The following is a 19,980-nucleotide window of genomic DNA, read 5'->3' on the forward strand; positions in this document are numbered from 1 at the left end:
CAGCGAACCTCACGATCGGGGGCGCGGACGTTCCGGATCTTGTCCCAACCAGGCATTTTTACGCCCAGAGCCGACCAATCAAGATCACTTATGGCTGGGCCCCGGGCGTGTTGTCAGTGGCAGGTGCAAGGATGCCCTCAAGCACACGGCCGCGGGAGGGAGCCCGTGGCGCGTGCCGACCTGCCGGGCGGGGGCGATCAGGGCAGTTCCCCTGCCGGGTGCCCCGCGCAGAAGGGATTGCTGACGGCGATGCAGATCCGGCTGACTGTCCTCCCGCCGCGCGGCGGACCGTCCACGACCGGGGGGCGCCCCTGCGACGTGCTGGTCACCGCGCCCGCGGGGACCGCGCTGGCCGCGGTGGCCTCCGGTGTCGCGGCCGCCGTCTCGGGCCCGGACGCCTCGGGCGCCGTCGTGCTCTACGCGGGACAGGAGCGGCTGGACCTCCAGCGGCGCACGCTCGGAGAGCCGCCGCTGGTGGACGGCGCGGTGCTCTCCCTCCAGTCCCCCGTCGACGACGAGTCCCACGGCACGGACGTCCCGGCCCAGCTCCATGTGGTGGCCGGACCGGACGCCGGTGGTGTCCATCTGCTGCACGGCGGCCGCATCAGCATCGGCCGCTCGGCGGACGCGGACGTGCCGCTGGACGACCCGGACGTCTCCCGCCTGCACTGCGCCGTCACGGTCGCGGACGACGGCCGGGTCACGGTCTCGGACCTCGGCTCGACGAACGGCACGACCGTCGACGGCACGACCGTCGACACCCGCCCCGTCCGCCTCCCGGTGGGAGCGCTGCTGCGGCTCGGGGAGTCGACGCTGCGGCTGACCACGACGGAGCCGGCTGCGCCGCGGCTGTTGACGGCCCCGGACGGCGAGGGCCACCTGCGGGTGGCGCGCGCGGACGGCCGCGACGGGGATGCGGAGGAGCCGTCGGACGGCGCGGAAGCACTCGGGCAGGGCGGCGGCGCGGGCGTCCGGGACCGGGCGGTCGCCGACGGTGTCACCGCGTCCGGACAGGGCGCCTCCGCGACGATGGGCAGCGCGCCCCATGGTGACGGGGGCGCAGGATTCCGTGGCGCTTCCGGTCATCGGGACGGCACCGGCAGGCCGGGCGGAGGGGGCTATCCCGAGGTCGACGAATCCTTGCCCCATGCCGGCGGTTCCGGCCGTGCCGAGCCATGGGAGCCGGCGAGCGGCTTCCCGTACGGCGCCGAAGGCACCACCCATCACCGCGGGACGGTCCGGCCCGGTCCCACCGACGCCCGGCGGAGCGCCGGTCCGCCGGCGGGCGCGCCGCTCCCGGACGGATCGCGCTCGGCCGACGGGACCGGCACCCCCGGCGGCTCCTGGAGCGACGAGGGACCATGGGGTCCTCACGACGCCGGCAGCGCAGCCTCGCGAGCGAACGGGACGTACGGGGCCGACGAGCCGTACGCGCGTGACACGGACGCGTACGGCGCCGCAGGCGCCCCCGCCGGCCCGGCAGGAGGGTCTCGGACCTACCGGGCGGACGGCGTCCACATCCCCGGTGCCCGCGCGGGAGCGCGCCGCGACAGCGGCCTTGGCGAGTACGGATCACCGCCCCCGTCGGCCGACGGACACGACCAGGACCGCCCCGGCGCAGCCGGTTCCGCGCGCGTCCCCGCGCAGTACGACCCCGGCGTCACACACGGCCGGTCCGCCGGCCCGACAGGCCCGGAGCCCACGCGCAGCCGCGGCCCCGAAGGGCCCACCGGCCGGCGACGCGGCATAGGAGCCTGGGCGCGGCGCCTCGCCGGGGGGCGCGAGGCGCGGGTGCCCGAGCAGGCCGGTGCGGTCGGCGCGGTGCCGGCCGCTGCCGCGCCCACCGCCCAGCGATGGCCCGACCCCGCCGCCGTGCTGCTGACCGCACTCGGCCCCGGCCCCCGGCTGTGGGAGCGCGGGCCCGGGCATCCGGAGTCCCTTGTCGTCCGGCTCGGCACGGCCGACCGCGCGGAGCTGCCGTCCGTACCGGTGACGGTCGCGCTGCGGGAAGCCGGTTCGCTCGGACTCGCCGGGCCGAGGGCGCGGCTCGCTGGCCTCGCCCGGTCCGTCTTCGCCCAGCTCGCCGCGCTGCACTCCCCCGCAGATCTGGAGATCGTGCTGATCAGCACGGACCGCTCGCGCAGCCTGGAGGAGCGGCGTGCGGAGTGGGCATGGCTCGGCTGGCTGCCGCATCTGCGCCCGGCGCACGGCCAGGACTGCCGCCTCCTCCTCGCCTACGACCGCGACCAGGCCACGGCGCGCACCGCCGAGCTGACGCGCCGGCTGGACGACGGTCCGCTGGGCCAGGGCTGGCCGAGCGCGGACCGCCGGTCCGTGGCAGAGGCCGCCGCACGCCACACCGGCCCGCGCACGGTGGTGATCGTCGACGGCGACCCGGGATCCGCCGCACTGCGCGAGACCACCGCCCGGCTGGCAGGAGCGGGCCCGGCCGCGGGGATCCATCTCGTCTGTCTGGCCGAGACCCCGGCCGCCTCTCCGCTGTCCCCCGTCGCCGCGACATACGAATCCGCCTGCGCCGCATCGCTCGCCTTCCGGGAGTGCGGCGCGGTCGCGCTGCTGAGCGGTGACGTGGCGACCGCCCTCCGTCTGCTGCGGGTGGCCGGCGGCCGGCCCGCCGGCCACGGCACGGTCGGCGCGGTGGACGCGGTGTCCCCGGCGTGGGCGGAGCGTTTCGGGCGGGCGCTGGCGCCGCTGCGAACCGAAGGCGCCACGACGCATCCCGGCCGTGCGGCGGTCCTGCCGCAGTCGGCCCGGCTGCTGGACGAGCTGGAGCTCGCCCGCGCGACCCCGGCGTCGCTGATGGCGCGCTGGGCCTCGGCGGACGACGGCACGATCGTCCTCGGAGCAGGGCCGCGCGGCCCGCTCGCCGTGGACCTGGCGCAGGAGGGCCCGCATCTGCTGATCGAGGGCCCGGCGGGCAGCGGGCGTACGGAGCTGCTGCGCGCGGTGGCCGCGTCGCTGGCCGCCGGCGGCCGGCCGGACCGCCTCGGGTTGTTGCTGGTCGACGGCGCGGGCGGCGAGCGCGGCGACGGCCTGTCGGTGTGTACGGAACTGCCGCACGTCACCGACCATCTGGTGGCCAGCGACCCCGTCCGGATGCGGGTGTTCGCACAGGCACTGGGCGCGGAACTGAAGCGCCGGGCCGAGCTGCTGGACGGCATGGGGTTCGCAGAGTGGAAGCAGCAGCGCGAGGTGGCGGAGCACATGGTGGGCCGGCGCGGTCCCCGCACCGCACCCGATCCCGCCGACCAGCGCGGCGATCTGGACTCCCCCGCTTCCGGGACGCTGCGGCTGCGCCCCGGCGGGCGTACGAAGAGCGAGGCGCCGGACCCGCTGCCGCGGCTGGTGGTGCTGGTGGACGACTTCGACGCGCTGGTCGCGCCGGCGCTCGGCAGTCCGGGCCGCCCCGCGGCAGGTTCGGTCGTACGGGCACTGGACGCGGTGGCCAGGGACGGTGAGCGGCTGGGCGTGCATCTGGTGGCGACGTCGTCGCGTCCGGAGCGGACCGCCGACACCCGGCTCGCGGAGGGTGCCCGGCTGCGGGTGGTGCTGGAAGCGGCCCCGGTGGCGCCCGGCCCCGACGATCCGGCACCCGGCCGGGGCAGGCTGGGGCATCCGGACGGCCGGGTGACGGCGTTCCAGGGCGGCCGCGTCACGGGCCGCATACCGAGGACGGCGACACTGCGCCCCACAGTGGTCCCACTGGAGTGGGAGCGGATGGGCGATCCGCCGACCCGTCGGCCCGTCCGCGAACTGGGCAACGGTCCGACGGACCTGGCGCTGCTGGCCAGCGCGCTGGAGCGGGCCGGTCGCTCGGTGAACGCCCGTGCGATGCCGCCTCTCGCCCCCGATGTTCCCTGACGCGGCCACCGCCCGGACGCGCCCGCACGGGCGCGTAGTTTGACCTGACATCACGTCACAAGGCCATCACGAAAGGCCGGTTGACGCAGGGGGCGGTATTGCGACACCCGTACCGCGGGCGTAGACCTGCTGTCACGGGACAGCAGTGCACGGGAGAGACGGGGCAGCAATGCGCACAACTCTTCGTACGGGCAGGGCCGCAGTGGTGTTCGCAGCCGTCGGCGCGCTCGCCCTTGCCGGTTGCGGCGGCGACAGTGACGACGACGGGGCACCGAAGGACGGCGAGAGCAAGAAGCCGGTCGCGACGGTCCAACTGCCGAAGTTGGACGGTGAGACGCTCCAGGTCGCCGCGGTCTGGAGCGGTCCGGAGCAGGAGAACTTCACCAAGGTCCTGAAGGAATTCGAGAAGCGCACCGGCGCCACGGTGACCTTCGTCCCCGCCCAGGACCCGATCGTCAACTTCCTCGGCACGAAGATCGCCGGCGGCAGTCCGCCGGACGTGGCGATGCTCCCGCAGGTCGGCGCGATCCAACAGGCCGTGCAGCGCAAGTGGGCCAAACCCGTGGGTCCGGAGGCCAAGGCGCAGCTGGAGAAGAACTACTCGCAGGGCTGGCAGGACCTCGGTGCGGTGGACGGGACCCAGTACGGCGTCTACTACAAGGCGGCCAACAAGTCCCTGATCTGGTACAACAACACCGCCTTCGAGAACGCGGGCGCGAGCGAGCCGAAGACCTGGAAAGAGTTCCTGACGACCGCCGAGACGATCTCCGCGTCCGGTGTCACCCCGGTCTCGGTCGCGGGCGCCGACGGCTGGACGCTCACCGACTGGTTCGAGAACGTCTATCTCTCGCAGGCGGGCCCGGAGAAGTACGACCAGCTCGCGAAGCACGAGATCAAGTGGACCGACCCGTCGGTGAAGGACGCCCTGACCACGCTCGCCGAACTGTTCGGCAAGCCGTCGCTGATCTCGGGCGGCACGGACGGCGCGCTGCAGACCGAGTTCCCCGCGTCGGTGACGCAGACGTTCAGCGGCGGTGACCAGCCCAAGGGCGCGATGGTGTTCGAGGGCGACTTCGTGACGGTCAACATCGCCCAGACCGACGCGAAGATCGGCACGGACGCGAAGGTGTTCCCGTTCCCGGCCGTCGGCGCGCAGGCGCCTGTGGTGACGGGCGGCGATGCGGCGGTCGCGCTGAAGGACAGCAAGGGCGCTCAGGCGCTGCTGACGTTCCTCGCCTCACCGGACGCGGCGGCCATCTCCGCCGCGGCGGGCGGCTTCATCTCGCCGAACAAGTCCCTGGACGCGGCCGCGTATCCGAACGATGTGCAGCGCGACATCGCGAAGGCGCTGATCGCCGCGGGCGACGACTTCCGCTTCGACATGTCGGACCAGATGCCGCAGTCGTTCGGCGGTTCGCCCGGTCAGGGCGAGTGGAAGGCACTGCAGGACTTCCTGAAGAACCCGAAGGACGTCGCGGGGGCCCAGCAGAAGCTGGAGTCGGACGCGGCCAAGGCGTACAAGAGCTGACGGCGTGCCTGCCGTGACGAAGGGGGGCCCGGCGCGTCCGGCGCCCCCCGCCGACAAGCGCAAGAGCGTGACAGGCACCCGCAAGGTCGCGGCGGCAGGCTTCCTGCTGCCCGCGCTGGTGCTCCTGGGCGCGCTCGTGGTCTACCCGATCGGGTACTCGCTCTACCGGTCCTTCTTCGACCAGTCCGGCAGCGGCTTCGCCGGATTCGGGAACTACCAGGAGATCTTCACCGACGACACGATCGTGACCGCGGTGAAGAACAACGCGATCTGGGTGGTCGTCGCGCCGACGGTCTCCACGGCGCTCGGTCTGATCTTCGCGGTGCTCACGGAGAAGATCCGCTGGGGCACGGCGTTCAAGCTGATCGTCTTCATGCCGATGGCGATCTCGATGCTCGCCGCGGGCATCATCTTCCGGCTGGTGTACGAGCAGGACCCGGAGCGCGGGGTCGCCAACGCGGTATGGGTCGGCGTCCACGACACGTTCAGCGAGTCGGCCGGATTCCCCAAGGCGCATCCGCTGCCGGTGCATCCGCTGAAGGCCGGCGGTGGCGGTGCGTTCGTCACCAAGGAGCCGGTGACGGCGGGCACCCCGGTCCAGCTTCCGCTGGTCGGTGTGGCGCCGGCGAAGATGCCCTCGGACGCGCAACCCGCGAAGGCGCCGGAGGCCGCCGACGGCACCGTCAGCGGCACGGCATGGCTGGACTTCACCAAGGGCGGCGGTGGCAAGCCGAACGTCGTCGACTCCAAGGAGCTCGGGCTCAAGGGCATCAAGGTCGAGGCGGTCCGGGACGGCAAGGTGGTCGCCGAGGCGCATGCCGGCGCGGACGGGCGGTTCACCCTGCCGGCGTCGGCGGAGGGCGCGCTGCTGCGACTGCCCGCGGAGAACTTCCGTGAGCCGTACAACGGCGTGAACTGGCTCGGCCCGGGTCTGGTCACCCCCGGGATCATCGGCAGCTACGTGTGGATGTGGGCGGGCTTCGCGATGGTGCTGATCGCGGCCGGGCTGGCGAGCGTGCCACGCGAACTGATGGAAGCGGCGCGGGTGGACGGCGCGAACGAGTGGCAGGTCTTCCGCCGCGTGACGGTGCCGTTGCTCGCCCCGGTGCTCGCGGTGGTCCTGGTCACGCTGATGATCAACGTGCTGAAGATCTTCGACCTGGTGTTCATCATCGCGCCCGGCTCCTCCCAGGACGATGCGAACGTCCTGGCGCTGCAGTTGTACCGCTCGTCGTTCGGCACGGACGCGGACCTGGGCGTGGGCAGCGCGATCGCGGTGCTGCTGCTTCTGCTGGTGCTGCCGGTGATGTTCTTCAATATCCGGCGGATGCGAAGGGAGGCCCGGCGATGAGCGCCGCCTGCCGCACGGCCGCCCCCTGCCGGGGGTCCGGGGGTCGCCCCCCGGGCAAGCACAGCAATATCCGGCGGATGCGAAGGGAGGCCCGGCGATGAGCGCCGCCTGCCGCACGGCCGCCCCCTGCCGGGGGTCCGGGGGTCGCCCCCCGGGCAAGCACAGCAATATCCGGCGGATGCGAAGGGAGGCCCGGCGATGAGCGCCATCCCCGCCGAGGTGCCGGCCGCCCAGCCGGCGCAGACCGTGGCCAAGGCCAAGCAGTCCGTCGCCACCCGGATCGCCGCCCGGACCGGCGGCGGTGTGATGCGGGTCTTCCTCGTTCTCGCCGCCCTGTTCTGGCTGATGCCGACCATCGGCCTGCTGCTCTCCTCGCTGCGCAGCCCCGGTGACATCGCCGAGAGCGGCTGGTGGGAGGCGCTGACCGCGCCTGCCCAGCTCACCACCGAGAACTACTCCCGGCTGCTGGAGAACGAGGCGATCACGGACTCCCTCCTCTCCACGATCATGATTACCCTCCCTGCCACGGTCCTTGTCGTGGTGATCGGCGCACTCGCCGGATACGCCTTCGCCTGGATGGAGTTCCCCGGCCGGGACTGGTGGTTCATGATCGTTGTCGGTCTGCTGGTCGTCCCCGTGCAGGTCGCGCTCGTGCCCGTGTCCGAACTGTTCGGCGTGATCGGCATCTTCGAGACCACGCTGGGCGTCGTGCTCTTCCATGTCGCCTTCGGACTCCCCTTCGCGATCTTCCTGTTGCGCAACTTCTTCGCGGAGATCCCCAGGGAGCTGCTGGAGGCGGCCCGCCTCGACGGCGCGGGCGAGATACGGCTGTTCACCCGTGTCGTGATGCCGCTCGGCGGTCCGGCGATCGCCTCGCTCGGCATCTTCCAGTTCCTGTGGGTGTGGAACGACATGCTGGTCGCACTGATCTTCGCGGACTCGAACTCCGCGCCGATCACGGTCGCGCTCCAGCGCCAGGTACGGCAGTTCGGGAACAACATCGACGTGCTCGCTCCCGGCGCCTTCGTATCGATGATCATTCCGCTGGCGGTGTTCTTCGCGTTCCAGCGGCAGTTCGTCTCCGGCGTCATGGCGGGCGCGGTCAAGTGACGTGACAGCAGCGGGAGAAGGGCGCCCGGTCACCTCGTGACCGGGCGCCCTTTCCCGCTCGTCCCCCGGATGCCACGTCCGGCGTAACCAAGTCACCCCATTGGCCGTTCTCGGGCCATCTGCCCGCGCCGACCCATGGATGTGCCGTGCCCCGGTTCAGCATCATCGTGCCCGCCTTCGAGGTCCAGGCCCACCTGCATGAATGCCTGGATTCGGTGCTGACCCAGAGTTTCGACGACGTCGAGCTGATCGCGGTGGACGACGGCTCCCCCGACACCTGCGGTGCGATCATCGACGGGTTCGCGGCGCGCGACCCCCGCGTACAGGCCGTCCATCTGCCGGAGAACTCCGGCCCGGGGCAGGCGCGCAACGCCGGACTCGAGCGGGCGAGCGGCGAGTACGTGCTCTTCCTCGACGGCGGCGACACCCTGACGCCCGGCGCGTTGCAGGCGGTTGCCGACCGGCTCAAGCACACCGAGGAGCCGGACATCCTGGTCCACGGCCACGCCCGCGTGTGCAGGACGGGCGAGGTGGAACGCGACGAGCTCGCCGCGCTGCTGACCGAGCAGGGCCCGGCGGCCTTCCGGCTGGAGGACCGCCCCGGGCTGCTGAATCTGCCGGCGGTGGTGTGGAACAAGGCGTACAAGCGGGAGTTCGTCGAGCGCGAGGGCTTCGCCTTCCCGCCCGGCTCCTACGCCGACGTCCCGTGGACGTTTCCGGCCCTGCTGACCGCCGCCACGGTCGCCACCCTGGACCGGGTGTGTGTGCACCACCGTCTGCGCCGGTCCGTCCTCGCGACCACGGGCCGCGGGCACTTCGACATCTTCGACCAGTACGACCGGGTGTTCGCGTTCGTCGAGGCGCGGCCGGAGCTCGCACCGTGGAAGCCGGTGCTGTTCCGCCGCATGGTCGACCAGCTCGCGATGCTGGTGACGACATCCGGCCGCCTCCCGCGCAGCGACCGCGCCGAGTTCTTCCGCCGCGTCCGCGAGCACTGCCTGCGCCACCGCGGCCGGGGCGCACGGCCGACACTGCGCCATGTGCTGCTCCGGCGCGGCTGTCACCGCACCCACCGGGTACTGCGTACCGCGGAGTTGCTGTGCGCGCGGGCACGCCGGACCGCGGCCGCCGGGCGCCGGTTGCTCCACGCCGGGGCGGTGCGGCTGCACTACCGCATCCAGCTGCGGCTGCCGGTCCGCGCGAATCTGGCCGTGTTCTCCGCGTACGGGAGCAGCGGCTACTCCTGCAACCCGGCGGCGATCGAGGAGAAGGTCCGTGAACTCGCGCCGCACCTCCGCACCGCATGGATCGCGGACCTTGCCCACCACCACACCGTCCCGGCGGGCACGCGGCGGCTGCGACCCGGTTCGTTCACGTCCTGGGCAGCGCTCGCCCGCGCCAAGTACCTCGTCAGCAACGTCGGCTTCGACCACGGGCTGGTGAAGCGCCCCGGGCAGATCATGCTGCAGACCCACCACGGCACCCCGCTGAAGACCATGGGTATCAATCTTGCGGAACGTCCGGCGGCGGCCCGCTCCCTGGACGTGGGGCAGCTCCTCGCCGACGCCGACAGGTGGGACTACTCCCTGTCCGCCAATCGGCATTCCACGCTGGTGTGGGAGCGGGCCTACCCCGCGGACCGCACCACGCTCGAGTACGGGCATCCCCGCAACGACGTCTTCCATCGCGCCACACCCGATGACGTCGCCCGCCTGCGCGCCTCGCTCGGCGTTCCGGACGGCTGCACGGCGATCCTGTACGCCCCCACCCCTCGCGACTACCGCCGTACCCAGCTCTCCCCGATCGGCCTGGAGCGGTTCGCGGACGCGCTCGGCCCCCGCTTCGTCGTGCTCGCCCGCGTCCCGAACGTCGCCGACGGCACGGCGTTCCGCGGTTCCGAGGGGATCATCGACGTCTCCGACCACCCGAACGTCGCGTCCCTCGCGCTGGCCTCGGACGCGCTCGTGACGGACTATTCGTCGCTGATGTTCGACTACGCGGTCCTCGACCGCCCGATCGTGCTGCACACCGCCGACTGGGATGCCTTCCAGGCGGCGCGCGGCACCACCTTCGACGTACGGGAGTGTCCGCCGGGCGCGGTGGCCCGCACGGAGGACGAACTGATCGACATCTTCACCAGCGGCCACTGGCGCGGCTCCCGCTCGGCCCAGCTGCGGACCGCGTTCAGGGAGCGTTTCTGCCCGTTCGACGACGGGCACGCGGCGGAGCGGGTCGTACGCAGGGTCTTCATGGGGGAGACCGCGGGACTGCCCGTGTTCGTCCCGCTGCGGGAGCGCCGCCCGGTGCCGGGCGCGTCCGCCGTACCGCTGCTGCCGGGAGCGCGTCAGGCCCCCGCGGGGCCGGTACCGGCGCCGCACGCCTGACGACCGCCGCCTCCGGGCACCCGGAGGCGCTCGGCGCCGCCTGCGGCCGCCCTCGCGGTGTCCGGGAGGGGAATCGCGGGGCTTCGGACGCGTCACGCCTTGAGTGCCGCCACCGCCGCCCTAGCGATGTCCGAGAGGGGAATCGCGGGACTTCGGACGCGTCACGCCCTGAGTGCCGCCACCGCCGCCCTCGCCATCCCGTCCAGGTACCCCTTCGGCAGCTCGCCCCGCACCACCACCAGGCGCCAGTAGAGCGGCCCCACGATCAGGTCCAGCGCACGGTCCGGGTCCGTGTCCTCGGGGAGCTCGCCCCGGGACACCGCCTCGCGCACCACCACGGCGGCGACGCCCTGCTGGCTGTCCAGCAGGGCCGCCCTGATCGCGTCGGAGATCTCCGGATTGCGCGCCGACTCGACCAGCAGGTCGGGGATCACCTGCGAGGCCACCGGGTGGCGCAGCGCATGTGCCGCCACTTCGAGCAGCGCACGGACGTCCCCGTACAGCGATCCCGTCGACGGTGCCGGCAGTCCCTGCACCGCGACGGCCGAGACCAGGTCCAGCACGAGCGACAGCTTGGACTTCCAGCGGCGGTAGACCGCCGTCTTGCCGACGCCCGCCCGCCGTGCGATCCCCTCGATGGACATGCGGGCGAAGCCGACCGCCGCCAGTTCCTCGAAGACGGCGCCGCGGATCGCGTCGGTCACGTCCTCCCGGAGTACGGCGGCTCCGGCGGGGGCGCGCCGCGGGGTTCCAGGGTGCGTAGCCATGCCCAGGAGCATACCCGTGACGACGATACGGTTGCGTTCCGACGCAGGCCCGTCCTACTCTCGGCGTAGCGACGAAACGGGACCGTCCCGTCGTCATCTCGAGGATCCTCCGCATTGCCCGTCACCCGCTTCGCGCCCTGACCACCGAAAGCGACCCTCGCGTGACCACAGCCGTGACCCCGCCCCCCACGTCGACCGCGCCGCCGCCCACCGACCTCGCCGCGCTCGCGGCCCGCCACGGCCTCACCGTGAGCGGCGCCCGGCCCACGCTCGGCGCATACGTCCGGCAGCTCTGGTCGCGCCGCCACTTCATCACCACGTTCGCGACGGCCAAGCTCACCGCCCAGTACAGCCAGGCCCGGCTCGGGCAGATCTGGCAGCTGGCCACGCCGCTGCTCAACGCGGCCGTCTACTACCTGATCTTCGGCCTGCTCCTCGGCACCGGCGACGACGTCCCCGACTTCGTCCCGTTCCTGGTCACAGGCGTGTTCATCTGGACCTTCACCGCGAACTCGATCATGGCCGGCACCCGGGCGATCTCCGGAAACATCGGACTGGTCCGGGCTCTGCACTTCCCGCGCGCCGCGCTGCCCGTCGCGCTCGCTCTCCAGCAGCTGCAACAACTGCTGTTCTCGCTCGGCGCGCTCGTCGCCATCCTGTTCTGCTTCGGCGAGTTCCCGCGCGCGTCCTGGCTGCTCGCGATCCCCGCGCTGGTCCTCCAGGCCGTGTTCAACACCGGTCTGTCCATGGCCATGGCCCGGGTCGCCGCCCGCACCCCGGACATCGCCCAGTTGATGCCGTTCCTGCTGCGCACCTGGATGTACGCGTCCGGCGTGATGTGGTCGATCGACAAGGTCCTCGGCGACGACCGGGGGCCCTCCCTCGTGGCGTCCCTGATCCGGTACAACCCGGCCGCCGTCTACATCGACCTGGTGCGGTTCGCGTTCATCGAGTCCTTCACCGCCGACCGGCTGCCGCCGCACGTCTGGGCCGCGGCCCTGCTGTGGGCCCTCGCCGCCGGCATCGGCGGATTCGTGTACTTCTGGAAGGCAGAGGAGCAGTACGGCCGTGGCTGAGCCGACCGAACCCACCCCCACCGTCGTCGTCGACGGCGTCCACATCACCTACAAGGTCAACGGCGCCCGCACCGGCCGCGGCAGCGCCACCTCCGCCCTCAACCGGCTCGTCTCGCGCCGGGCCTCGCCCGGCGTACGCGAGGTGCACGCCGTCAAGGGCGTCAGCTTCGCCGCGTACAAGGGCGAGGCCATCGGCCTCATCGGCTCCAACGGCTCCGGCAAGTCGACCCTGCTCAAGGCCATCGCCGGTCTGCTGCCCACGGCCGAGGGCAAGATCTACACCCAGGGCCAGCCTTCCCTCCTCGGCGTCAACGCGGCCCTGATGTCCGACCTGACCGGCGAACGCAACGTGGTCCTCGGCGGCCTGGCCATGGGCATGACCCGTGAACAGGTCCGCGAACGCTACGACGACATCGTCGACTTCTCCGGCATCAACGACAAGGGCGACTTCATCTCCTTGCCCATGCGCACGTACTCCTCCGGCATGGGCGCCCGGCTGCGCTTCTCCATCGCCGCCGCGAAGAGCCACGACGTGCTGCTCATCGACGAGGCCCTCTCGACGGGCGACGCCCGCTTCCGGCGCCGCAGCCGGCAGCGCATCGACGAACTGCGCAAGGAGGCGGGCACGGTCTTCCTCGTCAGCCACAGCAATTCGACGATCACCGAGAGCTGCGACCGCGCGATCTGGCTGGAGGCGGGGGTGCTGCGGATGGACGGCCCGGCGAAGGAAGTCGTCGCGGCGTACGAGGAGTTCACGCGCCGCAGATGAGGCAGCCCGGCTTAGGGGTAGGCTCCCCTGCCGTCGTGCGAGGGGGTTGGGATGGGCAGCAGTCGGGGGCCGGAGCCGCTGCGGGACGACGATCCGCGGGAGATCGCCGGATACACGCTCCGGGCGCGGATCGGCGAGGGCGGCATGGGGGCCGTGTTCCTCACCCGCAGCCGCGACGGCGCGATGCCCGTCGCGCTGAAACTGATCCGCCGCGAGCATGCGCAGAACGAGAAGTTCCGGCGGCGCTTCGCCCGCGAGGTGGCAGCGGCCGGCAGGGTGCAGGGCCGCCACTTGGCGCCGGTCGTCGACCACGACGCGACCGCGGACCGGCCGTGGCTCGCGACCCGCTACGTGCCGGGGCTCGCGCTGGACACGGCACTCGCCGAGTTCGGTCCGCTGCCGGCTTCGTGCGTCCTGCAACTGACGGCCTGCACGGCGCACGCGTTGAGCGCCGTGCACGCGGCGGGGCTGATCCACCGGGACGTGAAGCCGGCCAATCTGCTGCTGGCGGCGCAGGGACCGTGGCTGCTCGACTTCGGCATCGCACGGGCGGCAGACGGCACATCCGTGCTGACCACGGTGGGGCGGATGGTCGGCACGCCGAAGTACATGTCCCCCGAGCACGCGCTCGGACGTGATCTGACGCCCGGGTCCGACGTGTTCACGCTCGGCCTCCTCGCCGCGGAAGCGGCGGCCGGGCACCATCCGTACGGGGAGGGCGGCGGCCTCGTCGTCGCCACTCGCATCGCCGGCACCGCACACGAGCCGCCGGACCTGAGCGCCCACCCGGAGCCGCTGCGCCGGCTCCTGACCGCGACGCTCGCGGCCCGCGCGGAGGACCGCCCGACGGCCCGGGAGGTGGCGGAACTGTGCGAGGCGGCGTCCCCACGGGACACCCGGGACTTCGCGTCCTGGCTGCCGAAACCCCTCACCTCGGCGATCGCCTCGGTGACCCGTGCCTCTCTCGCCCCCAAGGACCCCCGCACCACCGGCTGGCTCAACCGCCTCCGCGGCAACACCTGACCGCCCCTCACGCTGCCCGCTCCGGGAGCCGCGCAGGGAACGCGCGCACAGCAAGGGGTGGCCCCCGCGCCGGACTCCGGCGCGGGGGCCCCCGACGTCTCACACGCGCGCGGCGCGCTCCGTCACGTGTGCGTCCGCAGCAGCTGCCGCATCGTCCGCATCGCCACCGACAGGTTCGCCAGGTCGAACGTGTCCGAGCCCTGGATCTCGTCCAGCGTCGACCGCGCCCGCCCCAGGATGGCCGCGTTCTTCTGCTGCCAGGCCTCGAAGCGCTCCTCCGGCGTCGACGTCCCGTTGCCCACCGACAGCACGTCCGCCGTCAGCGCGGCGTGCGCCGCGTACAGGTCCTCGCGGATGGAGGCGCGGGCCATGGACTGCCACCGGTCGGCGCGCGGCAGTTCGATGATCCGGTCCATCAGCTGGGTGATCGACAGCCGGTCCGCCAGGTCGTAGTACACCTCGGCGACAGCCAGCGGCTCCTGCCCGGTGCGGTCCGCGATCGCGACGACGTCGAGCGTCGGGAACGCGGACGAGAACCCGGCGACGCGCATCGCGAGCTCCTCCGGGACACCCGCGGCGGTGAGCTCGTCCAGGATGCCCTGGTACCACTCCAGGTCCGCGCCGCGCAGCATCTTCGGCAGCGATCCCCACACCTGCTCCACGCGCTCCGCGAAGAACTCGATCGTCGCGGCGAGCTCCAGCGGCTGCGGCCGGTTGCCCAGCAGCCAGCGCGTACCGCGCTCGACGAGCCGACGCGAGTGCAGCCGGATCCGGGTCTGGACATCGGCCGCGACCTTGTTGTCCAGCGCCTCCACGGCGTCCCACACCGCGCTGAGGCCGAAGATCTCGCGCGCCGCGGTCTGCGCCCGCACGATCTCCTCCATCGACGCCCCGGTCTCCTCCCGCAGACGGTGCAGGAAGGTCGATCCGCCGGTGTTCACCGTGTCGTTGACCAGCACGGTCGTGACGATCTCGCGGCGCAGCGCATGCGAGTCGATCGCCTCGCCGAACTGCTCGCGCAGCGGCTTCGGGAAGTACGCGTGGAGCAGCCGGCGCAGATACGGGTCGTCCGGCAGGTCCGTGACGATCAGGTCCTCGGCCACCGTGATCTTGGTGTAGGCGAGGAGCACGGCCAGCTCCGGCTGGCTGAGACCACGGCCGGTGTTGAGCAGCTCACGGATCTGGCGGTCGTTGGGCAGGAACTCCAGCGCCCGGTCCAGATGCCCGTCCCGCCCGAGGCGCCGCATGAAGCGCTGGTGGGCGTGGAGCAGGGACGGCGACTGCGCAACGGCGTTGCTCAGGGCGACGTTTTGCGCGTAGTTGTTGCGCAGCACGAGCGCGCCGACCTCGTCGGTCATCCTCGCCAGCAGCTGGTTGCGCTGCTTGACGGTCAGATCGCCGTCCGCGACCAGCCCGTTGAGCAGGATCTTGATGTTGACCTCGTGGTCGGAGGTGTCCACACCCGCGCTGTTGTCGATGGCGTCGGTGTTGATCCTTCCGCCGTGACGGTCGAACTCGATACGGCCCAGCTGGGTCAGACCCAGGTTGCCGCCCTCGCCCACGACGCGGACCCGCAGATCCTCACCGTTGACGCGAATGGCGTCGTTGGCCTTGTCGCCGACGTCGGCGTGCGACTCCGTGGACGCCTTGACGTACGTCCCGATGCCGCCGTTCCACAGCAGGTCGACGGGCGCCTTGAGGATGACCTGCATCAGCTCGGCGGGCGTCACCTTGGCGACACCCGGCTCGATGCCCAGCGCCGTGCGCATCGCGGCGTTGACCGGGATCGACTTGGCGCTGCGCGAATGGATGCCGCCGCCCTGGGACAGCAGCTCCGTGTTGTAGTCGGCCCACGAGGAGCGCGGCAGGTCGAAGAGCCGGCGTCGCTCGGCGTACGAGACGGCCGCGTCCGGGGTCGGGTCGATGAAGATGTGCCGGTGGTCGAAGGCCGCGACGAGCCGGATGTGCTCGCTCAGCAGCATGCCGTTGCCGAACACGTCGCCGGACATGTCACCGACGCCGACTACCGTGAAGTCCTCGGTCTGCGAGTCGTGTCCCAGCTCGCGGAAGTGCCGCTTGACCGACTCCCACGCGCCGCGGGCGGTGATGCCCATGCCCTTGTGGTCGTAACCGGCCGAGCCGCCGGACGCGAACGCGTCCCCGAGCCAGAAGTTGTAGGCGACGGCGACCTCGTTGGCGATGTCGGAGAAGGACGCGGTGCCCTTGTCCGCGGCGACGACGAGGTAGGTGTCGTCCTCGTCGTGCCGGACGACCTGGGCCGGCGGGACGACCTCGCCCGCGACCATGTTGTCGGTGATGTCGAGCAGCGCCGAGATGAAGATCTTGTAGCAGGCGATGCCCTCGGCCAGCCACGCGTCACGGTCGACGGACGGGTCGGGCAGCTGCTTGGCGACGAACCCGCCCTTCGCTCCGACCGGCACGATCACGGTGTTCTTGACCATCTGCGCCTTGACCAGGCCGAGGATCTCCGTACGGAAGTCCTCGCGCCGGTCGGACCAGCGCAGACCGCCTCGCGCGACCTTGCCGAAGCGCAGGTGGACGCCCTCGACCCGCGGCGAGTACACCCAGATCTCGAACGCCGGGCGCGGCGCCGGGAGGTCCGGGATGACCTGCGGGTCGAACTTCATCGACACGTAGCTGTGCCGCCCGCCGTCCTTCGCCGACTGGAAGAAGTTCGTCCGCAACGTCGCCTTGATGACGGTGAGGAAGGAGCGCAGGATGCGGTCCTCGTCGAGCGAGGCGACCTGGTCGAGGGCTCCGTCGAGCTCCTCCAGCAGACCGTCCGTCAGCTCGGTGCCCGCCCGCTGGCGTTCCGGCGACATCCGGGCCTCGAAGAGGGAAACCAGGAGCCGCGTGGTGTGGACGTTGTTGTGGAGGGTGTCCTCCATGTAGTCCTGGCTGAACGTGGAGCCGGCCTGCCGCAGGTACTTGGCGTAGGCACGCAGCACCATCGCCTCGCGCCAGTCGAGTCCCGCCCCGAGCACCAGGGAGTTGAAGCCGTCGTTCTCGGCCTGGCCGGTCCACACGGCGGCGAACGCGTCCTGGAAGCGCTCGCGGGCGTCGTCGGCCAGGTAGTCGCCGTTCCCGCTGGGCAGCGGCATCCGCAGACCGAAGTCGTAGATCCAGGCGTGCGTACGGTCCGCGCAGCGCAGCTCGTACGGGCGCTCGTCGACGACCTCGCAGCCGAGGCGCTGCAGCACCGGCAGGACGGCGGACAGCGAGACCTGCTCACCGGTCCGGTAGATCTTGAAGCGGCGCTCACCGGGGGCAGCGCCCACCGGCTCGTACAGCGAGAGCGCGAAGTCCTTGTCGGCGTGCCGCAGCTCCTCGAGGCGGACCAGGTCGGCCACGGCCGAGCGCGGCGAGTGGTCGGCCTTGTAGCCCTCGGCGAACGCGTTGCCGTAGCGGCGCAGCAGCTCGGCCGCGCGCTCCTCGCCGAACTCGGCGTTCAGCGCCTCGCCGAAGCCGTCCGCCCACGAGCGGGCGGCCTCCACCAGGCGGGCCTCGATGCGTTCCTTGTCGGCGTCCGTGAGATGCGGCAGCACGGTGCCCGGCGCGACGCGGATCACGAAGTGGATGCGGGACAGGATCGACTCGGTGTTCCAGGCGGTGAAGTCGACACTGGTGCCGCCGAGCTCCTCCTTGAGGATGTCGATCAGGCGCAGCCGGACACCGGTGGTGTAGCGGTCCCGCGGCAGGTAGACGAGCGCCGAGTAGTAACGGCCGTACTCGTCCTGGCGCAGGTACAGCCGCAGCCGGCGGCGCTCCTGGAGGTACAGCACGCTGGTGACGATCGACCGCAGCTCGTCGACGGGCGTCTGGAAGAGCTCGTCGCGCGGGTAGGTCTCCAGGATCTGCAGCAGGTCGCGGCCGTCGTGGCTGTTGGGCGAGAAGCCGGCGCCCCGAAGGACCTCTTCGACCTTGCGGCGGATGACCGGGACACGTCGGACGGACTCGGTGTACGCCGCCGAGGAGAACAGACCGAGGAAGCGGCGCTCGCCGACGACATTGCCCTCGGCGTCGAACTTCTTGACACCCACGTAGTCCAGGTAGCTCGGCCGGTGGACGGTCGCCCGGCTGTTGGCCTTGGTCAGCACGAGCAGCTTGTGCTCACGGGCCTTGGCGCGCGCGTCCGCGGGCAGCCGGCTGAACGACGGGCTGACCGGGTGGTCCTCGTCCTCGCTGTGCTGCGGGTCTGAGCGCAGTATGCCGAGTCCGGTGCCGGCGACGGCGGCGAGCGCGTCGTTCTCGGTGAGCTCGTACTCGCGGTAGCCGAGGAAGGTGAAGTGGTCCGCGGCGAGCCAGCGCAGCAGCTCGCGCGCCTCCTCGACCTCCTGCCCGGGCAGGTCGTCGGCGGTCGGCTCGTCCGGGAGCCCGTCGGCGATGCGCAGCGCGCAGTCGCGCATCTTCTCCCAGTCCTCGACGGTCTCGCGGACGTCGGACAGCACACGCAGCAGATCGGCGGTGATCTGCTTCAGGTCGGCGCGGTCGGTCTCACGGTCGATCTCGACATGGATCCAGGACTCGACGAGGGCGTCGTGGGGAAGCTCGTTGCCGCTCGGCTCCGCCGGCAGCACCTCGATGAGCTTGCCGGTCACATCGCGCCGGGCGACGACCTGCGGGTGGATCACCACGTGGATGCCGCGGCCCTGGCGGGAGAGCTCATTGGTGACCGAGTCGACGAGGAAGGGCATGTCGTCGGTGACGACCTCGACGACGGAGTGGCTGCAGGTCCAGCCGTTCTCCTCGACGGTCGGGGTGTGGACCCTGACGTTCGCCGTGCCCTGCGGGCGGTTCTCCGCGAGCCGGTGGTGGGAAAGCGCCGCACCGAAGACGTCGACCGGGTCGCGGTCGGTGAGGTCCTCGGGAGCTGTGTGCAGGTAGTAGCGCTGGAGGTACGTGAGCACGGCGTCCCGGTCGGGACGCTTCCCCTGCTCGGCCCCAGTCGGAAGGTGCCCCCCGACCGGGCTGTTCTCAGCTACCCGGGCGGCCCGTGCGAGCAGCTCGGCCTTGGCTTCGTCCAGCTTGGTCTGCATGTCCTCTGGCTCCTGTCGCGCGCCGTTGCGTGACGTAGGTGAAAGATGCTGCGACGCAACGCCACGACGCGGGGTGTCCGGTCACAGTCGACGTTATGCCGCGATGAGAGATGTCCGAGCCATAATCGGCCGTATTGGGCGGGAAGGCCGGACAGAGAAGATCAGGTATCGCCCGGGCGCGGTGGCGCTCCGGGCGCAGGCCGGGGGCTTCGCTGCCCCCACGGCGTATCGCGCTGATCACGCCCCCAGGCTATCGCCACTGCCCCCCGAACCGTCATGAGCCGTATGTGTACAAAAGAGGGGGTGGAAGTTTGACACTCTGGACAGCGACACAGGCCCTCTTGGCACACACTCACCGGGAGCAGCCATGACCACGAAGATCCTCATCGTCACCGGGGACGCCGCAGAGTCGCTGGAAGTCCTCTATCCCTACCAGCGGCTGCTGGAGGAGGGGTACGAGGTGCACATCGCGGCCCCCACCCGCAAGAAGCTCCAGTTCGTCGTGCACGACGGCGAGCCGGGCTTCGACACCTACACCGAGAAGCCGGGCTACACCTGGCCCGCCGACCTCGCGTTCTCGGAGGTCGACGCCGGAGCGTACGCCGCGGTCGTGATCCCCGGTGGACGCGCCCCCGAGTATCTGCGCAACGACGCCGAGCTGCGCAAGATCCTGAAGGCGTTCTTCGACGCCGACAAGCCCGTGGCACAGATCTGCCACGGTCCGCTGCTGACGGCGGCGATCGGCGGTCTGGAGGGCCGCCGGGTCACCTCGTACCCCGCTCTGGAGCCCGACATGCAGGCGGCGGGGGCGTCATTCCGGGACACGGAGGTCGTTGTCGACGGCACGCTGGTGTCCTCGCGTGCGTGGCCCGACCACGCGGCCTGGATGCGCGCCTTCCTCGAGATCCTTCGGGAGAAGGCGCCCGTGGCACAGGACTGAGAGCAGCCGCCGTCCGCCTCGCGCGGGCGGCGGCAGGAAACGCGACGCGGAACGCCCCGGGAAGGCGGCGGCGAGCCGGGAACGCTGTGACCA

General features: G+C 71.7%; 11 protein-coding genes. 9 read left to right on the forward strand and 2 right to left on the reverse strand.

Annotated features, from left to right (window positions below):
* Positions 1–249 precede the first annotated feature (249 nt).
* The 5 genes from AC067Z_RS32970 (at position 250) to AC067Z_RS32990 (ending at position 10,255) form a co-directional block, all read left to right on the forward strand.
* The gene (locus AC067Z_RS32970) at positions 250–3,882 is read left to right on the forward strand and encodes an FHA domain-containing protein (protein ID WP_478793326.1); all 3,633 of its coding nucleotides are present in this window, start codon (positions 250–252) and stop codon (positions 3,880–3,882) included.
* Positions 3,883–4,051: 169 nt separating this feature from the next.
* Positions 4,052–5,410 carry an ABC transporter substrate-binding protein gene (locus AC067Z_RS32975; protein ID WP_478793327.1) on the forward strand — a complete coding sequence of 453 codons (1,359 nt, stop codon included), beginning with the start codon at positions 4,052–4,054 and terminating at the stop codon, positions 5,408–5,410.
* 13 nt (positions 5,411–5,423) lie between these two features.
* Complete coding sequence (locus AC067Z_RS32980; RefSeq protein ID WP_478793328.1) at positions 5,424–6,761, forward strand: carbohydrate ABC transporter permease; 1,338 nt, start codon at positions 5,424–5,426, stop codon at positions 6,759–6,761.
* 198 nt (positions 6,762–6,959) lie between these two features.
* Positions 6,960–7,871: a carbohydrate ABC transporter permease gene (locus tag AC067Z_RS32985; protein ID WP_478793329.1), complete on the forward strand. Its 912-nt coding sequence runs from the start codon at positions 6,960–6,962 to the stop codon at positions 7,869–7,871.
* A 146-nt stretch (positions 7,872–8,017) separates the two neighbouring features.
* Positions 8,018–10,255, forward strand: a complete 2,238-nt coding sequence (locus tag AC067Z_RS32990) for a bifunctional glycosyltransferase/CDP-glycerol:glycerophosphate glycerophosphotransferase (protein WP_478793330.1) — start codon at positions 8,018–8,020, stop codon at positions 10,253–10,255.
* A gap of 161 nt (positions 10,256–10,416) precedes the next feature.
* Here AC067Z_RS32990 and AC067Z_RS32995 read toward each other — a convergent pair whose 3' ends face one another.
* Positions 10,417–11,022, reverse strand: coding sequence for a TetR/AcrR family transcriptional regulator (locus AC067Z_RS32995; RefSeq protein ID WP_478793331.1), 606 nt, complete (start codon positions 11,020–11,022; stop codon positions 10,417–10,419).
* Between the two features lie 161 nt (positions 11,023–11,183).
* Here AC067Z_RS32995 and AC067Z_RS33000 point away from each other — a divergent pair, with 161 nt between their 5' ends.
* The 3 genes from AC067Z_RS33000 to AC067Z_RS33010 are packed head-to-tail and all read left to right on the forward strand — an operon-like array spanning position 11,184 to position 13,890.
* Positions 11,184–12,098 carry an ABC transporter permease gene (locus AC067Z_RS33000; protein ID WP_478793332.1) on the forward strand — a complete coding sequence of 305 codons (915 nt, stop codon included), beginning with the start codon at positions 11,184–11,186 and terminating at the stop codon, positions 12,096–12,098.
* Positions 12,091–12,867: an ABC transporter ATP-binding protein gene (locus tag AC067Z_RS33005; protein WP_478793333.1), complete on the forward strand. Its 777-nt coding sequence runs from the start codon at positions 12,091–12,093 to the stop codon at positions 12,865–12,867. The genes AC067Z_RS33000 and AC067Z_RS33005 overlap by 8 nt, the downstream gene beginning before the upstream one ends.
* Before the next feature lie 51 nt (positions 12,868–12,918).
* Positions 12,919–13,890 (forward strand): serine/threonine-protein kinase, encoded by a 972-nt coding sequence (locus AC067Z_RS33010; protein ID WP_478793334.1) that lies wholly within the window; start codon positions 12,919–12,921, stop codon positions 13,888–13,890.
* Positions 13,891–14,012: 122 nt separating this feature from the next.
* On the opposite strand, the gene AC067Z_RS33015 is transcribed toward AC067Z_RS33010, so the two are convergent.
* Positions 14,013–18,947, reverse strand: a complete 4,935-nt coding sequence (locus AC067Z_RS33015; protein WP_478793335.1) for an NAD-glutamate dehydrogenase — start codon at positions 18,945–18,947, stop codon at positions 14,013–14,015.
* A gap of 367 nt (positions 18,948–19,314) precedes the next feature.
* Between AC067Z_RS33015 and AC067Z_RS33020 the strand changes: the two genes are divergently transcribed.
* Positions 19,315–19,887, forward strand: a complete 573-nt coding sequence (locus AC067Z_RS33020; protein WP_478793336.1) for a DJ-1/PfpI family protein — start codon at positions 19,315–19,317, stop codon at positions 19,885–19,887.
* Positions 19,888–19,980: the final 93 nt, after the last annotated feature.

This window comes from Streptomyces sp. NPDC043812 (genome assembly GCF_056436245.1).

Excerpts from the sequence above, each read along its gene's own strand:
- AC067Z_RS33020 (WP_478793336.1), top strand. The coding sequence starts at position 19,315 with ATGACCACGAAGATCCTCATCGTCACCGGGGACGCCGCAGAGTCGCTG.
- AC067Z_RS32995 (WP_478793331.1), bottom strand. The coding sequence starts at position 11,022 with ATGGCTACGCACCCTGGAACCCCGCGGCGCGCCCCCGCCGGAGCCGCC.
- AC067Z_RS32985 (WP_478793329.1), top strand. The coding sequence starts at position 6,960 with ATGAGCGCCATCCCCGCCGAGGTGCCGGCCGCCCAGCCGGCGCAGACC.
- AC067Z_RS32970 (WP_478793326.1), top strand. The coding sequence starts at position 250 with ATGCAGATCCGGCTGACTGTCCTCCCGCCGCGCGGCGGACCGTCCACG.
- AC067Z_RS33015 (WP_478793335.1), bottom strand. The coding sequence starts at position 18,947 with ATGCAGACCAAGCTGGACGAAGCCAAGGCCGAGCTGCTCGCACGGGCC.
- AC067Z_RS32975 (WP_478793327.1), top strand. The coding sequence starts at position 4,052 with ATGCGCACAACTCTTCGTACGGGCAGGGCCGCAGTGGTGTTCGCAGCC.
- AC067Z_RS33010 (WP_478793334.1), top strand. The coding sequence starts at position 12,919 with ATGGGCAGCAGTCGGGGGCCGGAGCCGCTGCGGGACGACGATCCGCGG.